Here is a 15073-nt window from a genome sequence, read left to right on the forward strand (position 1 = left end):
CACCTCTAACCATATATTTAACTTTGTTTACCAAACACTAATGTATAAAAACTTTTCCGACTTTATCGTTTATGTTGATGAAAGTGGAGATCATGGATTAATTACTATTGATTCTTACTATCCGGTGTTTGTGCTGGTTTTTTGTATCTTCAAAAAAGACGACTACATCAATACAGCAGTACCTTTATTGCAAAGGTTCAAATTTGCCCATTTTGGGCATGACCAAACCATTTTGCATGAAACCGATATACGTAAAGATCGAGGTGGTTTTACGTTTTTGAAAAGCCAAGCAGTAAAAATTGCTTTTCTGGATGAATTAACAAGCATTATCCAAAAAACGCCGTTTGTTTTAATAAGCACCGTTATTAAAAAAGAACCCTATCGCCAACGATATAACGTACCGGAAAATCCATATCATGTCGCCTTACGTTATGGTTTGGAACGGATTTTTTATTTTATGACTGAGCAACAAGCAAACGTAGGAGCTACACATGTCGTGGTTGAAAAACGCGGTAAGTCAGAAGATGACGAACTGGAACTTGAGTTCCGCCGCGTCTGTGATGGTTTTAATTACCTGCAAAAACCATTGCCTTTTGAGTTGGTGTTTGCGGATAAGAAAAGCAATTCAACAGGATTGCAATTGGCGGATTTGATTGCTAGACCAATTGGTTTGCACGTACTCAAACCGGAACAAGAAAACAGGGCTTTTGCAATTATTGACGGTAAGTTTTACCGAAATGGCAAAGGCAGTAAAGAAGGCTACGGATTAAAGTGTTTCCCATAAAAACAAAAAGCCCCGATGATTCCACCGAGGCTTAATGTCGACCGAGAATCCCCAGTCCTTGCAACCATTATGTTTATTCGAGCATTGAAAGTCAATGAATAAATTATTCGTGTCGCTAACGCGACGGGTATTTGAATGTGGGTTCTCGTACCCACAGACGAGATACTTTTCTTTGTGCGGACAAAGAAAAGTATCCAAAAGAAATCCGCCCGATGCCGCTTGCTTCCTGCGCTCCGTCGGTTTTATCGGGGTTTGCTGGAAGGGACTCCTGTCCCTCCAGCAAAGTGCGGCATCCCTGCCGCACCCCTTCGGGCTATTCCCGATAAAACCGACGGAGCTCGGCGCGGCATAAGGGGAATGGGTGCATAGTTTGGACGAAGGAAACAGCAGGACAGGGATTAAAAGTCTGTCTCGCAAGAAGAAAAATTTAAAGAAAATATAGGATGTGCTGAACAAAGTGAAGCGCATCTGTCGAGAACGCGAACGATGCGCCTCGTTCCTCGGCACATCCTATGTACTATGAACTGTGCTACGAACCAACTATTTAACACCAAAATAGAAATTAAAGGATTTGTTTATGAAAATAATAATTTTTATATGGATTTTAGCTTCCTTTATCACAGGATGTAGCGATGATCGTAGTGTTACGAAAAACAATAAATCGAAAGAAATAGTCACTACCTCTCTTAAGATTAAAAATGGGATAGCTTTTTTGCCTGACGAAAATGAACCTTACACGGGTAAAATTGTGTTTTATTTTCCTGATAATATTTGTGTGCTTTATAAATTGAAAATTGATAGAGGGGCTTTATTCGAAGATCATAAAGAAGCTACCATATATTCTGAGGAAAGTTGGTTGTCGACTTTGTGGCGCAATAAACAAACAGAGCAAAAATGTGTTGAAATAAGTTTTAAAGATGGGAAGGGAAATGGAGTGGCAACAGCCTGGGATAATAAAGGGCGCAAAGAATATGAAAAAAACTACAAAGAAGGAAAATTAAATGGATTGAGTATATCTTGGTGGGAAAGTGGAGGGAGAACTGAAATCAACTACAAAGATGGTAAAAAAAATGGATCAACAATTGAGTTTGATAAAAATGGGCAGAAAAAAAGAGAAACAAATTATAAAGATGGAGAGATAAATGGACTAGATATAGCTTGGGATAAAAATGGACAGAAAAGCTCTGAGGTAATCTACAAGAAGGAAAATGGATTGAGCACAATCTGGAATAAAAATGGGCAAAATTTGGGAGAACTCAAATGTGTAGATGGGAATTGTGAATTAAAAACTTCAGAGAATGAGAACCAGCAGAAAAAAATCGGCAATATGCAACAAATTATAAGTCGTTGTCGAACCCAAATGGGAGAACATGGCGCGGCAATAGTTAAAGCCTGTGTCGATCAGGATTTAGAAGCGTTTCAAGCCCTTGCCAATGACTCATACATGGAAAAACATAAAGATATTTATAACCGTTGTCTTACACAAATGGAAGAACATGGTTACGCAATGGTCAAAGCATGTGCAGACCAAGACATTGAAGCCGAAGAGGCGCTAGGCAAATACTAATGCTGCTCGTAGGTTGGTGGTGAGGTACGAACCCCAACAAAACAACACCCAATATACGGGATATTCCCAATAAAAACGCCAGTGCTCGGCGCGGCATAGCGGGAAAGGGTACATTTTGGACAAAGGAAACAGCAGGCAGAACTTCAATCTCTTTCCCGTAAGTAGAAGAAGCTTAAAGAAAATGTAAGATGTGCTGAACAAAGTGAAACGCATCAATCGCGAACGATTCGCCTCGTTCCTAGGCTCATACCACGAGTTAACCGCAACCTTATCTTTTTAATGTAGGAGTTTCGAAAATGCCAGAGATTAAGATATTTCAAAATTTAAATATTGACACAGTACCATCAACACCACCGTGTCCAGACGATATACCTACGGGAAATCCAGGAACCAGTGTACCTAGAATCCCAATTAACTAAATTTTTGCGTTTTTATCAAAAAATATCTGTACATAAATAATAAAAAATTAAGCATATGAAAAATAGTGAAGCTTGGAGTCATTACAATAAATATACTGATGATTTAAACAAGTTTTCACGAGAACTAGGCTTAGCTGGATCCGCCATTTGTTGGGTTTTAAAAGACAGTAACGGTATTTTCCCCAAATATGTTCTTTTCGGACTTATTTTATTTGTTCTGTTTTTTATTGCGGATATTATTCAGAAGTTAATTGGTGCATTGCGTCACAAGTGTTGGATAGAAAAAAGAGAAGCTGAGTTATGGAACTCAGCAAAAACAATTGAAGGTGAATACTTGAAACCTAAAAGCCTTGATAAGCCAGCATTTTATTTTTTTATAATAAAGATTTTTTTTCTTTTACTTGGATTCGTTGTTTTAGGTGCTTCTATATTAAATAAACAACTAAATTATTGATTGTAAGCCGCAAGTCCGTAAGGCGTATAAATGAGTGGATTAGCCGCGCAAATAGATGGCTTAACCGTATTGTATGGATTTTGGGCGCGGCGTATCCACCGACCGAATGTGGTGAACTCCGCCTTGGTGGATTACGACGCGCGGGAAGTTATTGCTTATCTTAAAACACGGTGTTCTTGCGCGTCTAATCCACCCTACAATTAATGCGCCCATTCCCGTCATGCCGCGCCGAACACTGGCGGTTTTATCGGGAATAGCCCGTCAGGGGTGCGGCATGGATGCCGCACGTTGCCGGAGGGACAAGGAAGTCCCTTCCGGCAACCCCCCCTGTAAATACGAGAAGCGCAGGAAGCAAGCGGCATCCGGGGGTCGTTTCTTTTGGATATTTTTCTTTGTCCGCGCAAAGAAAAGTATCTCGTCCGTGGGTACGAGAGCCCACATTAAAATAACCGTCGCGTTAGCGACACAATTGTGTTCATGGTTCGACAAGCTCACCACGAACGGATTTTTTAAACCATCCCTGGTATCTGTATTCCAGCAATCCATGCCGGAATGACGGTTTTTTAAGTTAGGCAATTCAGTAAGTCCTTCGACAAGCTCAGGACGAACGGTAAAATGTAAACAAATCAGTATCAACATACAAAAGAATTCCAAAAGGAGACAAACTCATGGCACATAAACTCGACAAAAAAATCATCAGCTACAAAGTCTTAACCGAAGAAGACAAAAAAGTGTCTGAACCCCAGGCTGAATATGTTGCTAAAGCCATTGATCGGGAAAGCATGCACGAAAACCTCTCGCGCCCAGAAATCTTGTACGGCTCGACGTACAAGATCAAAACGCCGCAATCGGAACATGCTTTGTATATTACCATCAACGACATGATCCTGAATGCGGACACGGAACACGAGGAACGCCGACCTTATGAGGTGTTCATCAATTCCAAGAACATGGAACACTTTCAGTGGGTGCTGGCGTTGACCCGGGTTATCTCGGCGGTGTTCCGCAAAGGCGGCGATGCGTGTTTCCTGGTAGAAGAATTGAAAGCGGTGTTCGATCCAAAAGGCGGTTATTTCAAGAAAGGCGGCGTGTTCATGCCGTCATTGGTGGCGGAAATCGGCTGCGCGATTGAATCGCACATGAAGCGCATCGGCATGTTAAAAGACCGAGAACTAGGCGATCATCATAAGAAATTCCTGGATGCCAAGCGCAAGGAATTTGAGGCCATGCACGCGGATTCCGCTGAAATAGACGAGGACGGGGCGTTTCCAGCAAAAGCGCTGCTATGCGGAAAATGCCAAACCAAAGCCGTCGTGCTGATGGACGGTTGCATGACTTGCCTGAATTGTGGTGAGAGTAAGTGCGGTTGATTTTTGCGGTTAACGCGGCAAACTGCTCTAAGCGCAGGATGTAAAACGCATTTACAGCAATCCTTCAAAAGGTATACTGCAAACAACATTGGCTTTAAATTCAGGAAATAACCGTTGGTATGAATATAAATAAACCTTCAATGCTGCTCATGTCGATTGCCGCAATCTTGCTATTGGTATGTGGTGGCTTTTTCACGATGGGCGGAATTGTCAATACCCGTTCTACGATTCCAACCGGCTTGTACCGGAAGGTCGATGAACCCTTAACCATCGGTAAAATTGTGGTTTTTTGTCCGCCAAATAAACCGGAATTTCAGGCGGCGCGGGATCGGGGCGCTATCAAGCCTGGAAGTTGTCCAGATAATTTCGACAATATGATGCTAAAAGTAGCCGCTAAATATAAAAACAAAGTGACTATCAATGACAGCGGCGTGATGGTTAACGATGTCTTGTATCCGCAAAGCAAACCGCTTGCCCAGGACAGGGAAGGGCGGGTCATTCCTAAGTTGAAGCTGGATAATTATGAATTAAAAGAAAATGAAGTGCTGTTGATGTCCGATTCCAATGATGATTCGTTCGATGGCCGATACTTTGGCGTGATTGATGTGGGTCAAGTTGATTCTGTTATCAGGCCGTTTTTGCAGTGATGGAATCAATGTCGAAATGCTGAGTTATACCAATTCCAAAATATTGTTATATGAATCACCTCATCCTGGCCTTCTCCCATTGGAGAAGGTAACAATGAGAACTTATTGGGATTAGTATTAGATGCTAATTGATGAAATTTAAGCATCTTAGGCAAATGCTTTGCTGTGTGGTGTGCTAAACCAAACCATGCTATTGATGTAAGGTGGTTAAACTGCAACGAGAGCAAGTGTGGTTAGAATTTGGAGATATAGCAAGTAGGTATTAAAATGGTACAGAGGGTCGGTTGCTTTTTTTGACTTAGATTCAGTATGTATAGCTTATTCACCATAAATAAAGGCGTTAAATTTAATGAGTTCACACGCGTTTAGTCTGTCAAAACCATTTCCTCCTTGCCCCACTCCAAAAAAATTACCATTACCGTTTGCAATTGACGAAATGGAGTTTTCGATTTGGTTTAAAACGCTTACAAACGTTGATGATATTGCAAAATGTCAACAGATTTTACAAGTATTACAAACACTGAATAATGATTATCCTCCGGTACCCAAGGTCATCCCTGGTAGAACGCGATTGTTTTTCCTGGAAAAGTTGGGTTCAATGCTAGCATCAGCTACAACCATGCTAACTACTTTTTCAAGCAGTTCGGATTCATCTTCTGAATTGAATCCTGTCGATAATGTGATGGCTAGGAGTGAAATTTCTGTCTGGAGTAGCCTGGAATTAGCCAATGCCTATTTGTTATTAGCGCAGGAAGATTGGTTTAAAGCCGAGGAATACTATACCGTAGAAGAAAAAACGATAATTTTGTGCAACGGCATCCAAGCTATGGGTAAGGGCTTATTATATGTTTTCCAAACCTATACCAAGCCTTATGTTTATTTTTGGCATAAATATTTCCAATTTTATCGTGTTGCCCAGCTTTACCTCTTAACGGATAGTGAATGCAACCCAGATGCACAACGCATTGATAATGCTTTTAAACGCGTACTCGTGTTTGCCTTAAGTAACACTAATCAATTTTCACCCCAGGAAATGCGCACGGTTTATGAATTACTGGGGCAGTATGCGGTGTATACCAGTCTTTTGAATTTTGTCCCAAAAAAGAAGTTCAATGGCATTCCATCCATTCATCTTAAAGGTAATGAGCCACCCTCTATTTCTGATGATAACCCAGATGTTCATGACCCAAACCGTTTGTACATCGCTACCGTAACTGTCGCCAGCAAAATTCTCGAAGCGACTTACGATAAACGCGCCCATCATCTTCCTGTGGATCGATTGATGCTGCTTCGTCTGGCAAAGGCATTGACCATGAATGAGCAAAGAAAAGATTCCAGGGAAGCGGCTCAAGGTAATCATCTTGGCACTATGGGGTTTAACAATATTGTCGATTTTTTACTTGGCAAGGAAGCCGAAAGGCATCGTGTAAATACAGGGATCAGAATTTCTGAACTAAACCGCCCCGGAGAATTACGTAATCTGGAATTTGAAATATCCGGAGTTGAAGGTAAGGAAGTTGATTTCGGCGCAGATTCCAATTCCGAAAAATCAACCAGTACAACAGTTTCTCAAGCTTTCCAAGTCATTGAATTTACAGATCCATCAGAAATATGGCAAAGTAGTCATGAAGATAGTCATGAAGTTAATATGCGCCTTGTTGACAAAAGCACAAAGGGTTACGGCCTGCTATGGACAGACAATCAAATAAAACCTAAAGTTGGCGACATTATCGGAATATTGCATAAAAATGTAACCATTGGTTTGATTCGATGGTTGGCTCAATCAAAAGAAACTGGCATGTTTATGGGGGTTGAATTAGTGGGTACAAATGCTACAACCGTCAAAGTTTTCAATCCCGGTCGTCCAGATGATGAGGTATATGCTATTTATTTGACCAGCGTAGGAGCATCCAAACAATCTGCAAGTTTAGTTTTTATGAATAAACATTTTCAGCCTGACGAATTTATTTTTATTAATAAAAATAATGAAAACGTTCGTTACCGTCAAACTAAACAATTACATCTAACGAGCTTTATTAATCATGTTGAGGTGATTGACTCTCATTAATCATCGCAAAATATCAACCTTGACAGTGGGGGCGGTTGGCACACAGTAATGTCACGCCACAAACGGATTTTAATTGATCAAGAATATTTTTTTGTGTTGACTTTCTCCAGACTCAATAACAGGCCGAAGAGGATATGCGAAATACCTGTGTACAGGAAAAATAAAGGAATGTTGTTATCTATCGGGATGCTGTTAACTTTCCCGTAAAATGTCGATGAACCCATCATCATAATCAGGAAGTAACCGACGAAAAGCATCATTTTGGGTTGATTGCTTATAAAACAATAGACACAAATCACCACCTCAGTCATCGCCAAATAAAGCAAAGCAATGCGTAAATTGTTGTGCATTATGCCGAAAAGGTCTTCATTGAATTCAAAAATACTGTAATTTTCGGTTATCGCGGTTAATCCGCCGTATACCAAGAATATGACAGAAATGTAAAAATTGGCATCAGTAAAAAACTTCGCGACTTGGGTGACTCTAGGACTGATCAAGCTCATCTGTGAACCTATCTTATAAAAAAAGCACCCCCCACACGAGTTGGGAGGGCTATAGAGGAGGACATTATGGTTGAGGTTAAAAAAACCGTACCCCATTTGCTTACTATGAATGAAGATTCTGGCTAACTTTATTGGAGTTTGCTAGAGCTAAATCAAGTAATCAAATAGAATAAAACCGTGGTTACAACTTACTGCTCGAAAGTACATTTGTCAAATTATATTAGTACAATACATGGACAAGCGTTGGTTTATTTATTTTCCCCTAATAAATTCTTGTAGCGTGATTTTGCTATTTGGCTTTCATGGCTATGATCGACCATGGGGGCGGGATAAGTCGTACCTGAATGTTTACTGTGCCATTTATGAATGACGGCTGCTGGAAACCTATTAAGTTCAGGTATCCAGCGATAGATATACTGGCAATTCAGGTCAAATTTTTGTTGTTGCAACCAGGGGTTAAATATCCTGAAGTAAGGTTGGGCATCGCAGCCTGTCGATGCTGCCCATTGCCAGTTGCCATTATTCACGGCAGGATCGTAATCAACTAAATGCTGGGCAAAATAGCGTTCACCCCAACGCCAGCTGATATGCAGGTCTTTTACAAGGAATGAGGCCACAATCATTCTTACTCGGTTGTGCATAAACCCAGTTTCATTAAGCTCGCGCATACCGGCATCGACTATTGGAAAGCCAGTATTGCCCTCGCTCCAGCGTTGGAAATAATCCCGATTATTATCCCAAACCAAGTTGTCATACTGCGAGTGAAACGCCTTACCAAATACATACGGGTAGTGAAAGGCGATATGGCTGAAAAAATCCCGCCAATACAGTTGCCGTAATAGCGGATGTTCAGAACCTAATTGTTGGACAATCGCGTAATACACTTCCCGCACTGAACACGTTCCAAACTTTAAATGCGCGGATAAGTGACTGGTCGCATCTAAAAACGGGTAATCACGTTGTGTTTGGTAATCGGCTTGTTTATCAAGTTGTCCAAGTATCCCAAGTGCTTGTTTACGTCCGCCTGTAGGGCCGTTTGCGATGGTTTCAGTTTGCGGAAAAATCGACTGACTAACATTCGATTCGCCATCAGGCTTGATAAAACGTGGCTTTTCCAGCGCATTAGGCAAAGGGACGGGGAATTGACGGGCGTTGTTGTAGAAGGCTGTAAATACCTTATAAGGTGTACAATCACTCTTAAGTGCTTGTTCTGGCTCAGTCAGTAAGCAATCGGGGAGGGAATGGAAGTCAATATTTAAGTCCTGGCAAATTTGCATCAATTCAGTATCACGAGTCCGACTGAACGGCGTGTAATCACGATTAACAAACACGGCTTGAATGGAATGTTGCTGAAATACCTGCTTTATTACATCAGCGGGTAAGTCATTGTAAAGCGCAAGGCCGGAGCCTATGGTTTGAAACGCCTGTTGAAGATCAGCCAGAGACTGCATCATAAATTGCAACGCAGGTTGGCTTTGATAAGGATGTTTTTTTATCTGTCTGGGATCAAAGATAAAGCAGGGCAAGACCTGATCTGAAGCGTTTATTGCTTGATTCAGCGCGGAATTATCTTGAATTCTTAGATCACGACGGAAGATGAATAACGAGGTTCGGTATCGGCAACTAACCATTGTCGTTATAGCAATCGACTACTGCAAGCAAGCTATTTTTCTAAAAAATGAAATTTTCTTAGCTGTAACCTAAATTTTTCCATGCGTTTGCGATTAACGCCAAAATCGCTGTGACCTACTCGTGATGCGGAACGTATGTGAATCAATCCTGCATCGGTATCAAGTATGGCATCTATGTCATCAACAAACTGCAACACTAGGCTTCTAGCTTCAGCGTGAAGAGTATCCTCTGTTTCATGGGTAATTATCATCCTTTCATGCGCCGTAATCATTTTTTTTAGCTCTGCCCACGCTAGGTTGGGATCACCGGAAATTTTAAACGGCAAAATATAATGCGGTTTGTCTGACGCTTGGCTGGAGACACAATTTGGCGTATCAAGGCAGGGAGGTAACTTCTTTTTTTCAAATGTTTCGGCGTATGTTGTCATGCTAATTGTCATAATGATAAAAAAGAGGCTAAATTTCATAGTAAGAGGTATCACGGCTGGCTGATTGGGTTAAAAATATGGCGATGTCTTGACGGGTTTTTTTATTTCAATTAAAAACAATTAGTTGCATTGATTCTTATATTCGAGTATCGGCTGTTGCTGTTGTGAAAGCAGAATTAATTAAATTGACTATACAAAGCACCAATTTGCCATAAATACTAACAAGGTCAAACCTTTATCATTAATTTGGCGCATAAGCTCGCGTATCTCTTGTTATTTAGTCATTCAATGGTAGATTTTAACCTGACAGTTAACTAAATCATAATGATGAAAAAAATTCCAGTCGGTATTAGCAGTTGTTTACTCGGTCAGCCCGTACGTTACGATGGTGGCCATAAACGTGATTCATATATTTCCGGTACGTTAGCGCAATATTTTGATTTTCAAGCTTTTTGTCCGGAAGTCGCTATTGGCATGGGTACGCCACGTCCGACGATCCAACTGGTCAAAAAAGACAGGGAAATACGCAGTTTAGGCGTAAAAAATCCTGGCTGGGATGTCACAGACCCGTTGCGCGATTATGCCAAAGCACAAAAAGAGGCGCATGCTGATTTGTGCGGCTATATCTTGAAAAAAGATTCACCCAGTTGCGGCATGGAAAGAGTTAAAGTTTATATAAACAGTCAACCGCAAAAAATGGGGGTTGGTATTTATGCGGAGGAAATGATGCGTAATAACCCGCTATTACCAGTTGAGGAAGAAGGGCGCTTGGGCGACCCTAGGTTGCGTGAAAACTTTATCCAGCGCGTTTATGTTTTGCACCGATGGAAGCAGCTTATGGCGGAAGGGTTAACGCCAAGTGGCTTGACCCGCTTTCATGCGCGGCACAAATTAATTATTATGAGCCACGAAAATTATGCCGATTTAGGGCAATTGTTAGCGGCAGTGACCAAAGCCAATATCAATGAGGTCGCAAGCAGCTATATTGCCCAGTTGATGATGGCATTAAAAAAAGTCGCCAGCCGTAAAAGCCATGTTAATGTGTTGCAGCATATACAAGGCTATTTAAAAAAACAGTTGGATGCCGATGATAAAGCTGAACTTTGCGAAGTCATCGAGCGTTATAGACAAGGCGAAGTACCGCTTATCGTGCCGTTAACCTTACTAAAACACCATTTCAGGAAGACCCCCGATCCTTACATAGAAGATTCTTACTATATGTCGCCTTATCCACAAGAATTACAGCTCATTAACGGTATATAAACGATGGCAAAGATACTGATAGTGGGTTGCGGCGCAATAGGTTACGAGTTAGCCAACACATTGGCGGACGCGGGGCATGATGTTACGGGGTTAAAACGTAACCCACCAACTTCAAGCCAAGAAAAATTTAAGTTTGTGCGTGCAGATATTACTTCCTCTACCGACCTAGCAGTACTAGATACGGATTTTGAACACATTTTCTTTATCGTTTCCGCCGATAGCCGTAACGAAAATAGCTACGATGATATCTACAAGACAGGTGTCGACAACTTACTCAGCAGGTTAGCGAAATCCGGTTCACAAGCGCCGTGGATATTTGTGTCGTCAACCAGCGTTTATGGTCAAAACCAAGGGGAATGGGTTGATGAAGACTCAATAACCGATCCGACTAAAAGCACCAGCCTTAAAATCGTCAATGCTGAACAGAAGCTAATATCACACAATCCCGCCAATATTGTCGTACGCTTTTCAGGAATTTATGGGCCAGGTCGTGAATATTTGCTGAGAATGGCAAAACAAACGCCGTCAATACAGCAAAACCCAGCTTATTACACCAATCGAATTCATCAGCGTGATTGTGTGGGCGTATTAGTATTTCTGCTTGAGCAGCGATTAGCAGGTGTTAGTCTTGAACAATGTTACGTAGCCAGCGATGATGATCCTTCGCCCTTGTGGGACGTTCTGACCTGGATGACGGAAAAGCTGCGTTGCAATCCGCCCATCGCAAAAATGCCCGAAAATGATGCCGACATGAACAAGCGTTGTCGTAATGACAGGCTTAAAAAACTCGGCTACCAGTTGCTTTATCCTGACTACAAAACAGGCTATTTGGAGTTAATTCATTCGGGTAAGTAAACTGACTGGCCGTCAAGCTATTGTCACACTATAGCTTTTGATAAAACCAGTGTCAGCCAGTCCAAACAAGAGGATTTCTCATTTGACAGCCTTGGAAACAGCTTTATACTAAGTCGTAACTGATAATGATTATGAAATAAAAAATAGGCATATTTGTCCATGTGTTGTATAACCCATGGTAGAATTTGTACGTCAGGCCTTTGTGCTTATAAATACGACCAGTATCTAAAATATGGATAATTCAGCACAATACTTAATTAGCACAGTATCCAAAAGATCCGGTGTTAAGTCGGATCTGGTAAGAGCCTGGGAACGGCGTTACCAAGCAGTCAATCCGTCTCGTACCCAAGGCGGTCATCGTGTTTATACCGATTTGGATATAGCTCGTCTTAAACTGCTCAACCAAGCAACAAATGATGGACATAGCATCAGCCAAATAGCACAGCTTTCTTTAGAAGACTTGAAGTCTTTGTTAAAGAAGGAAAGTGATTTAATGGTACAAGTAATTGAGAAGTCCGTACCACTGAATGGTAGCAAACTACACATTGCAGAGGACTACATACAAAAATGTTATGCCGCTGTGTTGGCTTTCGATGCCCATGCACTGGAATCCCATTTCGAAAATGCCATCGTTGAGCTAGGCACGGAAATATTTATTGAAAAACTATTAAACCCCTTGTTGACTCTCATTGGGGATCGTTGGAAATCGGGTGAGCTTAGACCGGTTCATGAGCATATGGCATCTTCTATTGTACGCTCGTTAACCTATATTTTGCGAAACAACAACCCATGTTCACCCAATGCCTCAAGAATGATAGTTTGCACCCCTATCAATCAGCTACATGAATTAGGTGCCTTACTTGCCGGTATCATTGCTGAACTTAAAGGTTGGAAAGTAACCTATCTTGGCGCAAACCTGCCGGCGGAGGAAATCGCTGCTGCGGTTAAATTTACTAACGCAACAGCGGTAACATTGAGCATTAGCTTTAAAACTGACGACCATGTAATAGCAAAAGAAATACGTCGGTTGAGAAAATTGATTGGCACTGATGTAGCGCTAATCGTTGGGGGAAGGGAGGCGAGCCATTATGAAGCCGTTTTGGACGAGGTGGGTGTGCTAAAAATTAAAAACTACGAACATTTTAGAAAAATTCTTCAGGATCTACACGATCAAAACTCCAAGTCGTTTAGTGCCCAAAAACTTGCAAGTTAAGCATTTTCGAATTTTTTATTTAGGAAACCTCTGAAAATTCAAAAAAAACCTTCTGCAGAAGGTCGGGATGAGGGTTAGAGTCAGTTATTCACAACACTGACCCTAGCCCAGAGAGGGTGTTTTTAGAGATTCCCTTAACTATGCCAAGTTCTTAATTCCCCCGTATCTAAATGTACAAAATTTTCACTTGGGTAATAACCCACACCACCTTTGTTTAAAGTAAGGGCTGCATTTCTAATGGTCTTAGCACTCACGCCTTCCATTCTTATGTCAACTGCCCGACCTTCCATATGTAAGCTGTGTTTAGCAACCCCTCTGCTATGTCTACGTAAATTGGCGTTAGTGCCAGGGGAACGATAACCCGATACGATATGAAAAGGCTTCTTTGCACCAAGCAACAGCTTGACATCATGCAGTTGGTCTAATAACCCTGCATCAACAGAATGTACCTGATCGTTATGATAGTCCCTCAAAAAATAGCTAACTTCTTCCAAAGCATCGCCAATATAATGTCCGTGCTCATAATAGGTCACCTTTAAGCTATCGCCGGTGTGATGATGTTCTAATGAGAGGGTTTTGTGGGTGGTAAAGCTTGATAAAGCTGCATGCACGATTTTAGGGGGCCCAATCACCATTAAAGAACCGCAAGCCAAGCCTTTAAGAAAGTGCCTTCTAGACAATGGGTTGGCAACGCTCAGATTTTCTAATTTTGGGTCATTCATAATGCCATTTTTCCTAGCCTTAATTTATATAACTAGGAACGATTGTGATTGTCAACCCTTAAATATCCCTTAAGTAGACTTTGGTGTATTGTGCTTTTTGTGTTGGAAAAAGCTAGAAAAAATGACTTTTATTCGCCATATAACAATATAACAATTTGATTGTAAATAATTATTTAAATACTTCACTAGATTGTTACATAATCATTTTTTCTTTTAGAATACAGCAGTAAAACATAGGAATAACGATAAAAACCACCTACAGAATTGTATAAACCTATCATTACTGCAATCCTGGCGTAGTTTCGACGTTCCTACTATAACCTTTTTGAAAAAGATTAGGCTAGTGCGGGAAATAATCCTTTCAGACCGCCTGCAATAAATTCGACAGAAAGAGCCAATAAAATCAAGCCCATTAGCCGGATCACAACATTGATTCCCGTCTGGCTTAAGTGTTGGGTCAACCACGGTGTAGCCCTTAATACGCACCATAAAATGGCAGCTACGGCAAAAATATCTACGCTAATCATCAAGTAATGATGAATGCCGCTACCCTTTTGTGCGTAAAGTATAATTGTACTGATTGCTCCAGGACCCGCTAACAAAGGAATCGATAGCGGCACCACGGCGTTTTGTTTGTCTTCTTCTTTGGCTTCTTCTTTATTGCGTACGGTTTCGCTGATTTTGCCTTGCAACATTGAAAGCGACATCAACATCAGCAAGATTCCGCCGCTAACCCGAAACGAATTGATACTGATACCAAAGAAAATTAACACTTCTTGACCAAAATAAAGTGCCAACAACAGCACGGTGATAACGGTCAATACCACGGTTCTAGCGATTACTTTAAGCTCAGATGCGTTATCACGAGCTGTCATGGAGACGATAACCGGCATTGCTATCAATGGATCAACAACAGCCAATAAGGCTATAAATATTTTTAGATAATCGGTATATTCAAGCATAATGTTGCTGTTCGAACCCCTGCATTACGCTGTTAATAGCCTGTCTGAATAAGGCAACGCGATGGTGGAAATGTAGCACATTACGCCTAAATACGAACTGCTTTTTTCTTTATCTACAGAGCCTGATAATTATTGCTTGCAGCACTCAACTTAACCTGGATAGTCAATTGGAAAAGATGAACTTTCT

The 15073-nt window shown here is 41.2% G+C and carries 17 protein-coding genes; 11 read left to right on the top strand and 6 right to left on the bottom strand.

Going from position 1 to position 15073, the window contains the following annotated elements; all coding sequences use genetic code 11:
• Positions 1-40 precede the first annotated feature (40 nt).
• The 5 genes from ABL924_RS10870 to ABL924_RS10890 all read left to right on the top strand — a co-directional run bounded on the left by ABL924_RS10870 (position 41) and on the right by ABL924_RS10890 (position 3428).
• A complete protein-coding gene (locus ABL924_RS10870; protein ID WP_349027116.1) occupies positions 41-784 on the top strand; it encodes a DUF3800 domain-containing protein in 744 nt (247 codons plus the stop codon).
• A 174-nt stretch (positions 785-958) separates the two neighbouring features.
• Positions 959-1153, top strand: a complete 195-nt coding sequence (locus ABL924_RS10875; protein ID WP_349027117.1) for a hypothetical protein — start codon at positions 959-961, stop codon at positions 1151-1153.
• A 208-nt stretch (positions 1154-1361) separates the two neighbouring features.
• On the top strand, positions 1362-2351 hold the full coding sequence (locus ABL924_RS10880; RefSeq protein WP_349027118.1) for a hypothetical protein: 990 nt from the start codon (positions 1362-1364) through the stop codon (positions 2349-2351).
• 474 nt (positions 2352-2825) lie between these two features.
• On the top strand, positions 2826-3224 hold the full coding sequence (locus ABL924_RS10885; protein WP_349027119.1) for a hypothetical protein: 399 nt from the start codon (positions 2826-2828) through the stop codon (positions 3222-3224).
• Between the two features lie 30 nt (positions 3225-3254).
• A complete protein-coding gene (locus ABL924_RS10890; protein WP_349027120.1) occupies positions 3255-3428 on the top strand; it encodes a hypothetical protein in 174 nt (57 codons plus the stop codon).
• A 57-nt stretch (positions 3429-3485) separates the two neighbouring features.
• On the opposite strand, the gene ABL924_RS10895 is transcribed toward ABL924_RS10890, so the two are convergent.
• Positions 3486-3863, bottom strand: coding sequence for a hypothetical protein (locus ABL924_RS10895; protein ID WP_349027121.1), 378 nt, complete (start codon positions 3861-3863; stop codon positions 3486-3488).
• Positions 3864-3892: 29 nt separating this feature from the next.
• Between ABL924_RS10895 and ABL924_RS10900 the strand changes: the two genes are divergently transcribed.
• The 3 genes from ABL924_RS10900 (at position 3893) to ABL924_RS10910 (ending at position 7309) form a co-directional block, all read left to right on the top strand.
• Positions 3893-4594, top strand: a complete 702-nt coding sequence (locus tag ABL924_RS10900; RefSeq protein WP_349027122.1) for an NrdJb — start codon at positions 3893-3895, stop codon at positions 4592-4594.
• Positions 4595-4713: 119 nt separating this feature from the next.
• A complete protein-coding gene (gene traF, locus ABL924_RS10905; protein ID WP_349027123.1) occupies positions 4714-5241 on the top strand; it encodes a conjugative transfer signal peptidase TraF in 528 nt (175 codons plus the stop codon).
• Positions 5242-5590: 349 nt separating this feature from the next.
• Complete coding sequence (locus ABL924_RS10910) at positions 5591-7309, top strand: hypothetical protein (protein ID WP_349027124.1); 1719 nt, start codon at positions 5591-5593, stop codon at positions 7307-7309.
• 77 nt (positions 7310-7386) lie between these two features.
• Here ABL924_RS10910 and ABL924_RS10915 read toward each other — a convergent pair whose 3' ends face one another.
• The 3 genes from ABL924_RS10915 to ABL924_RS10925 all read right to left on the bottom strand — a co-directional run bounded on the left by ABL924_RS10915 (position 7387) and on the right by ABL924_RS10925 (position 9871).
• Positions 7387-7812 carry a hypothetical protein gene (locus ABL924_RS10915; protein WP_349027125.1) on the bottom strand — a complete coding sequence of 142 codons (426 nt, stop codon included), beginning with the start codon at positions 7810-7812 and terminating at the stop codon, positions 7387-7389.
• A 248-nt stretch (positions 7813-8060) separates the two neighbouring features.
• Complete coding sequence (locus tag ABL924_RS10920; protein WP_349027126.1) at positions 8061-9443, bottom strand: deoxyribodipyrimidine photo-lyase; 1383 nt, start codon at positions 9441-9443, stop codon at positions 8061-8063.
• Between the two features lie 32 nt (positions 9444-9475).
• Positions 9476-9871, bottom strand: coding sequence for a DUF1499 domain-containing protein (locus ABL924_RS10925; protein ID WP_349027127.1), 396 nt, complete (start codon positions 9869-9871; stop codon positions 9476-9478).
• Between the two features lie 327 nt (positions 9872-10198).
• On the opposite strand from ABL924_RS10925, the gene ABL924_RS10930 reads away from it, so the two are divergent.
• From ABL924_RS10930 to ABL924_RS10940, 3 genes are all read left to right on the top strand, one after another.
• Complete coding sequence (locus ABL924_RS10930; protein WP_349027132.1) at positions 10199-11134, top strand: DUF523 and DUF1722 domain-containing protein; 936 nt, start codon at positions 10199-10201, stop codon at positions 11132-11134.
• Between the two features lie 3 nt (positions 11135-11137).
• Entirely contained in the window at positions 11138-11989 is an 852-nt protein-coding gene (locus tag ABL924_RS10935; protein WP_349027128.1) for an SDR family oxidoreductase, read from the top strand.
• A 232-nt stretch (positions 11990-12221) separates the two neighbouring features.
• Positions 12222-13202: a MerR family transcriptional regulator gene (locus tag ABL924_RS10940; protein WP_349027129.1), complete on the top strand. Its 981-nt coding sequence runs from the start codon at positions 12222-12224 to the stop codon at positions 13200-13202.
• A gap of 134 nt (positions 13203-13336) precedes the next feature.
• On the opposite strand, the gene ABL924_RS10945 is transcribed toward ABL924_RS10940, so the two are convergent.
• Complete coding sequence (locus ABL924_RS10945; RefSeq protein ID WP_349027130.1) at positions 13337-13924, bottom strand: DUF882 domain-containing protein; 588 nt, start codon at positions 13922-13924, stop codon at positions 13337-13339.
• Positions 13925-14259: 335 nt separating this feature from the next.
• Positions 14260-14886 carry a YchE family NAAT transporter gene (locus ABL924_RS10950; RefSeq protein ID WP_349027131.1) on the bottom strand — a complete coding sequence of 209 codons (627 nt, stop codon included), beginning with the start codon at positions 14884-14886 and terminating at the stop codon, positions 14260-14262.
• Positions 14887-15073: the final 187 nt, after the last annotated feature.

The sequence above is a fragment of the Methyloglobulus sp. genome, assembly GCF_040079455.1.
In the GTDB taxonomy this organism is placed as follows: Bacteria; Pseudomonadota; Gammaproteobacteria; order Methylococcales; family Methylomonadaceae; genus Methyloglobulus.

Excerpts from the sequence above, each read along its gene's own strand:
- ABL924_RS10925 (WP_349027127.1), bottom strand. The coding sequence starts at position 9,871 with ATGACAACATACGCCGAAACATTTGAAAAAAAGAAGTTACCTCCCTGC.
- ABL924_RS10910 (WP_349027124.1), top strand. The coding sequence starts at position 5,591 with ATGAGTTCACACGCGTTTAGTCTGTCAAAACCATTTCCTCCTTGCCCC.
- ABL924_RS10890 (WP_349027120.1), top strand. The coding sequence starts at position 3,255 with ATGAGTGGATTAGCCGCGCAAATAGATGGCTTAACCGTATTGTATGGA.
- ABL924_RS10915 (WP_349027125.1), bottom strand. The coding sequence starts at position 7,812 with ATGAGCTTGATCAGTCCTAGAGTCACCCAAGTCGCGAAGTTTTTTACT.
- ABL924_RS10950 (WP_349027131.1), bottom strand. The coding sequence starts at position 14,886 with ATGCTTGAATATACCGATTATCTAAAAATATTTATAGCCTTATTGGCT.
- ABL924_RS10935 (WP_349027128.1), top strand. The coding sequence starts at position 11,138 with ATGGCAAAGATACTGATAGTGGGTTGCGGCGCAATAGGTTACGAGTTA.
- ABL924_RS10895 (WP_349027121.1), bottom strand. The coding sequence starts at position 3,863 with ATGTTGATACTGATTTGTTTACATTTTACCGTTCGTCCTGAGCTTGTC.
- ABL924_RS10900 (WP_349027122.1), top strand. The coding sequence starts at position 3,893 with ATGGCACATAAACTCGACAAAAAAATCATCAGCTACAAAGTCTTAACC.
- traF (WP_349027123.1), top strand. The coding sequence starts at position 4,714 with ATGAATATAAATAAACCTTCAATGCTGCTCATGTCGATTGCCGCAATC.
- ABL924_RS10930 (WP_349027132.1), top strand. The coding sequence starts at position 10,199 with ATGAAAAAAATTCCAGTCGGTATTAGCAGTTGTTTACTCGGTCAGCCC.
- ABL924_RS10885 (WP_349027119.1), top strand. The coding sequence starts at position 2,826 with ATGAAAAATAGTGAAGCTTGGAGTCATTACAATAAATATACTGATGAT.
- ABL924_RS10940 (WP_349027129.1), top strand. The coding sequence starts at position 12,222 with ATGGATAATTCAGCACAATACTTAATTAGCACAGTATCCAAAAGATCC.
- ABL924_RS10920 (WP_349027126.1), bottom strand. The coding sequence starts at position 9,443 with ATGGTTAGTTGCCGATACCGAACCTCGTTATTCATCTTCCGTCGTGAT.
- ABL924_RS10870 (WP_349027116.1), top strand. The coding sequence starts at position 41 with ATGTATAAAAACTTTTCCGACTTTATCGTTTATGTTGATGAAAGTGGA.
- ABL924_RS10945 (WP_349027130.1), bottom strand. The coding sequence starts at position 13,924 with ATGAATGACCCAAAATTAGAAAATCTGAGCGTTGCCAACCCATTGTCT.
- ABL924_RS10880 (WP_349027118.1), top strand. The coding sequence starts at position 1,362 with ATGAAAATAATAATTTTTATATGGATTTTAGCTTCCTTTATCACAGGA.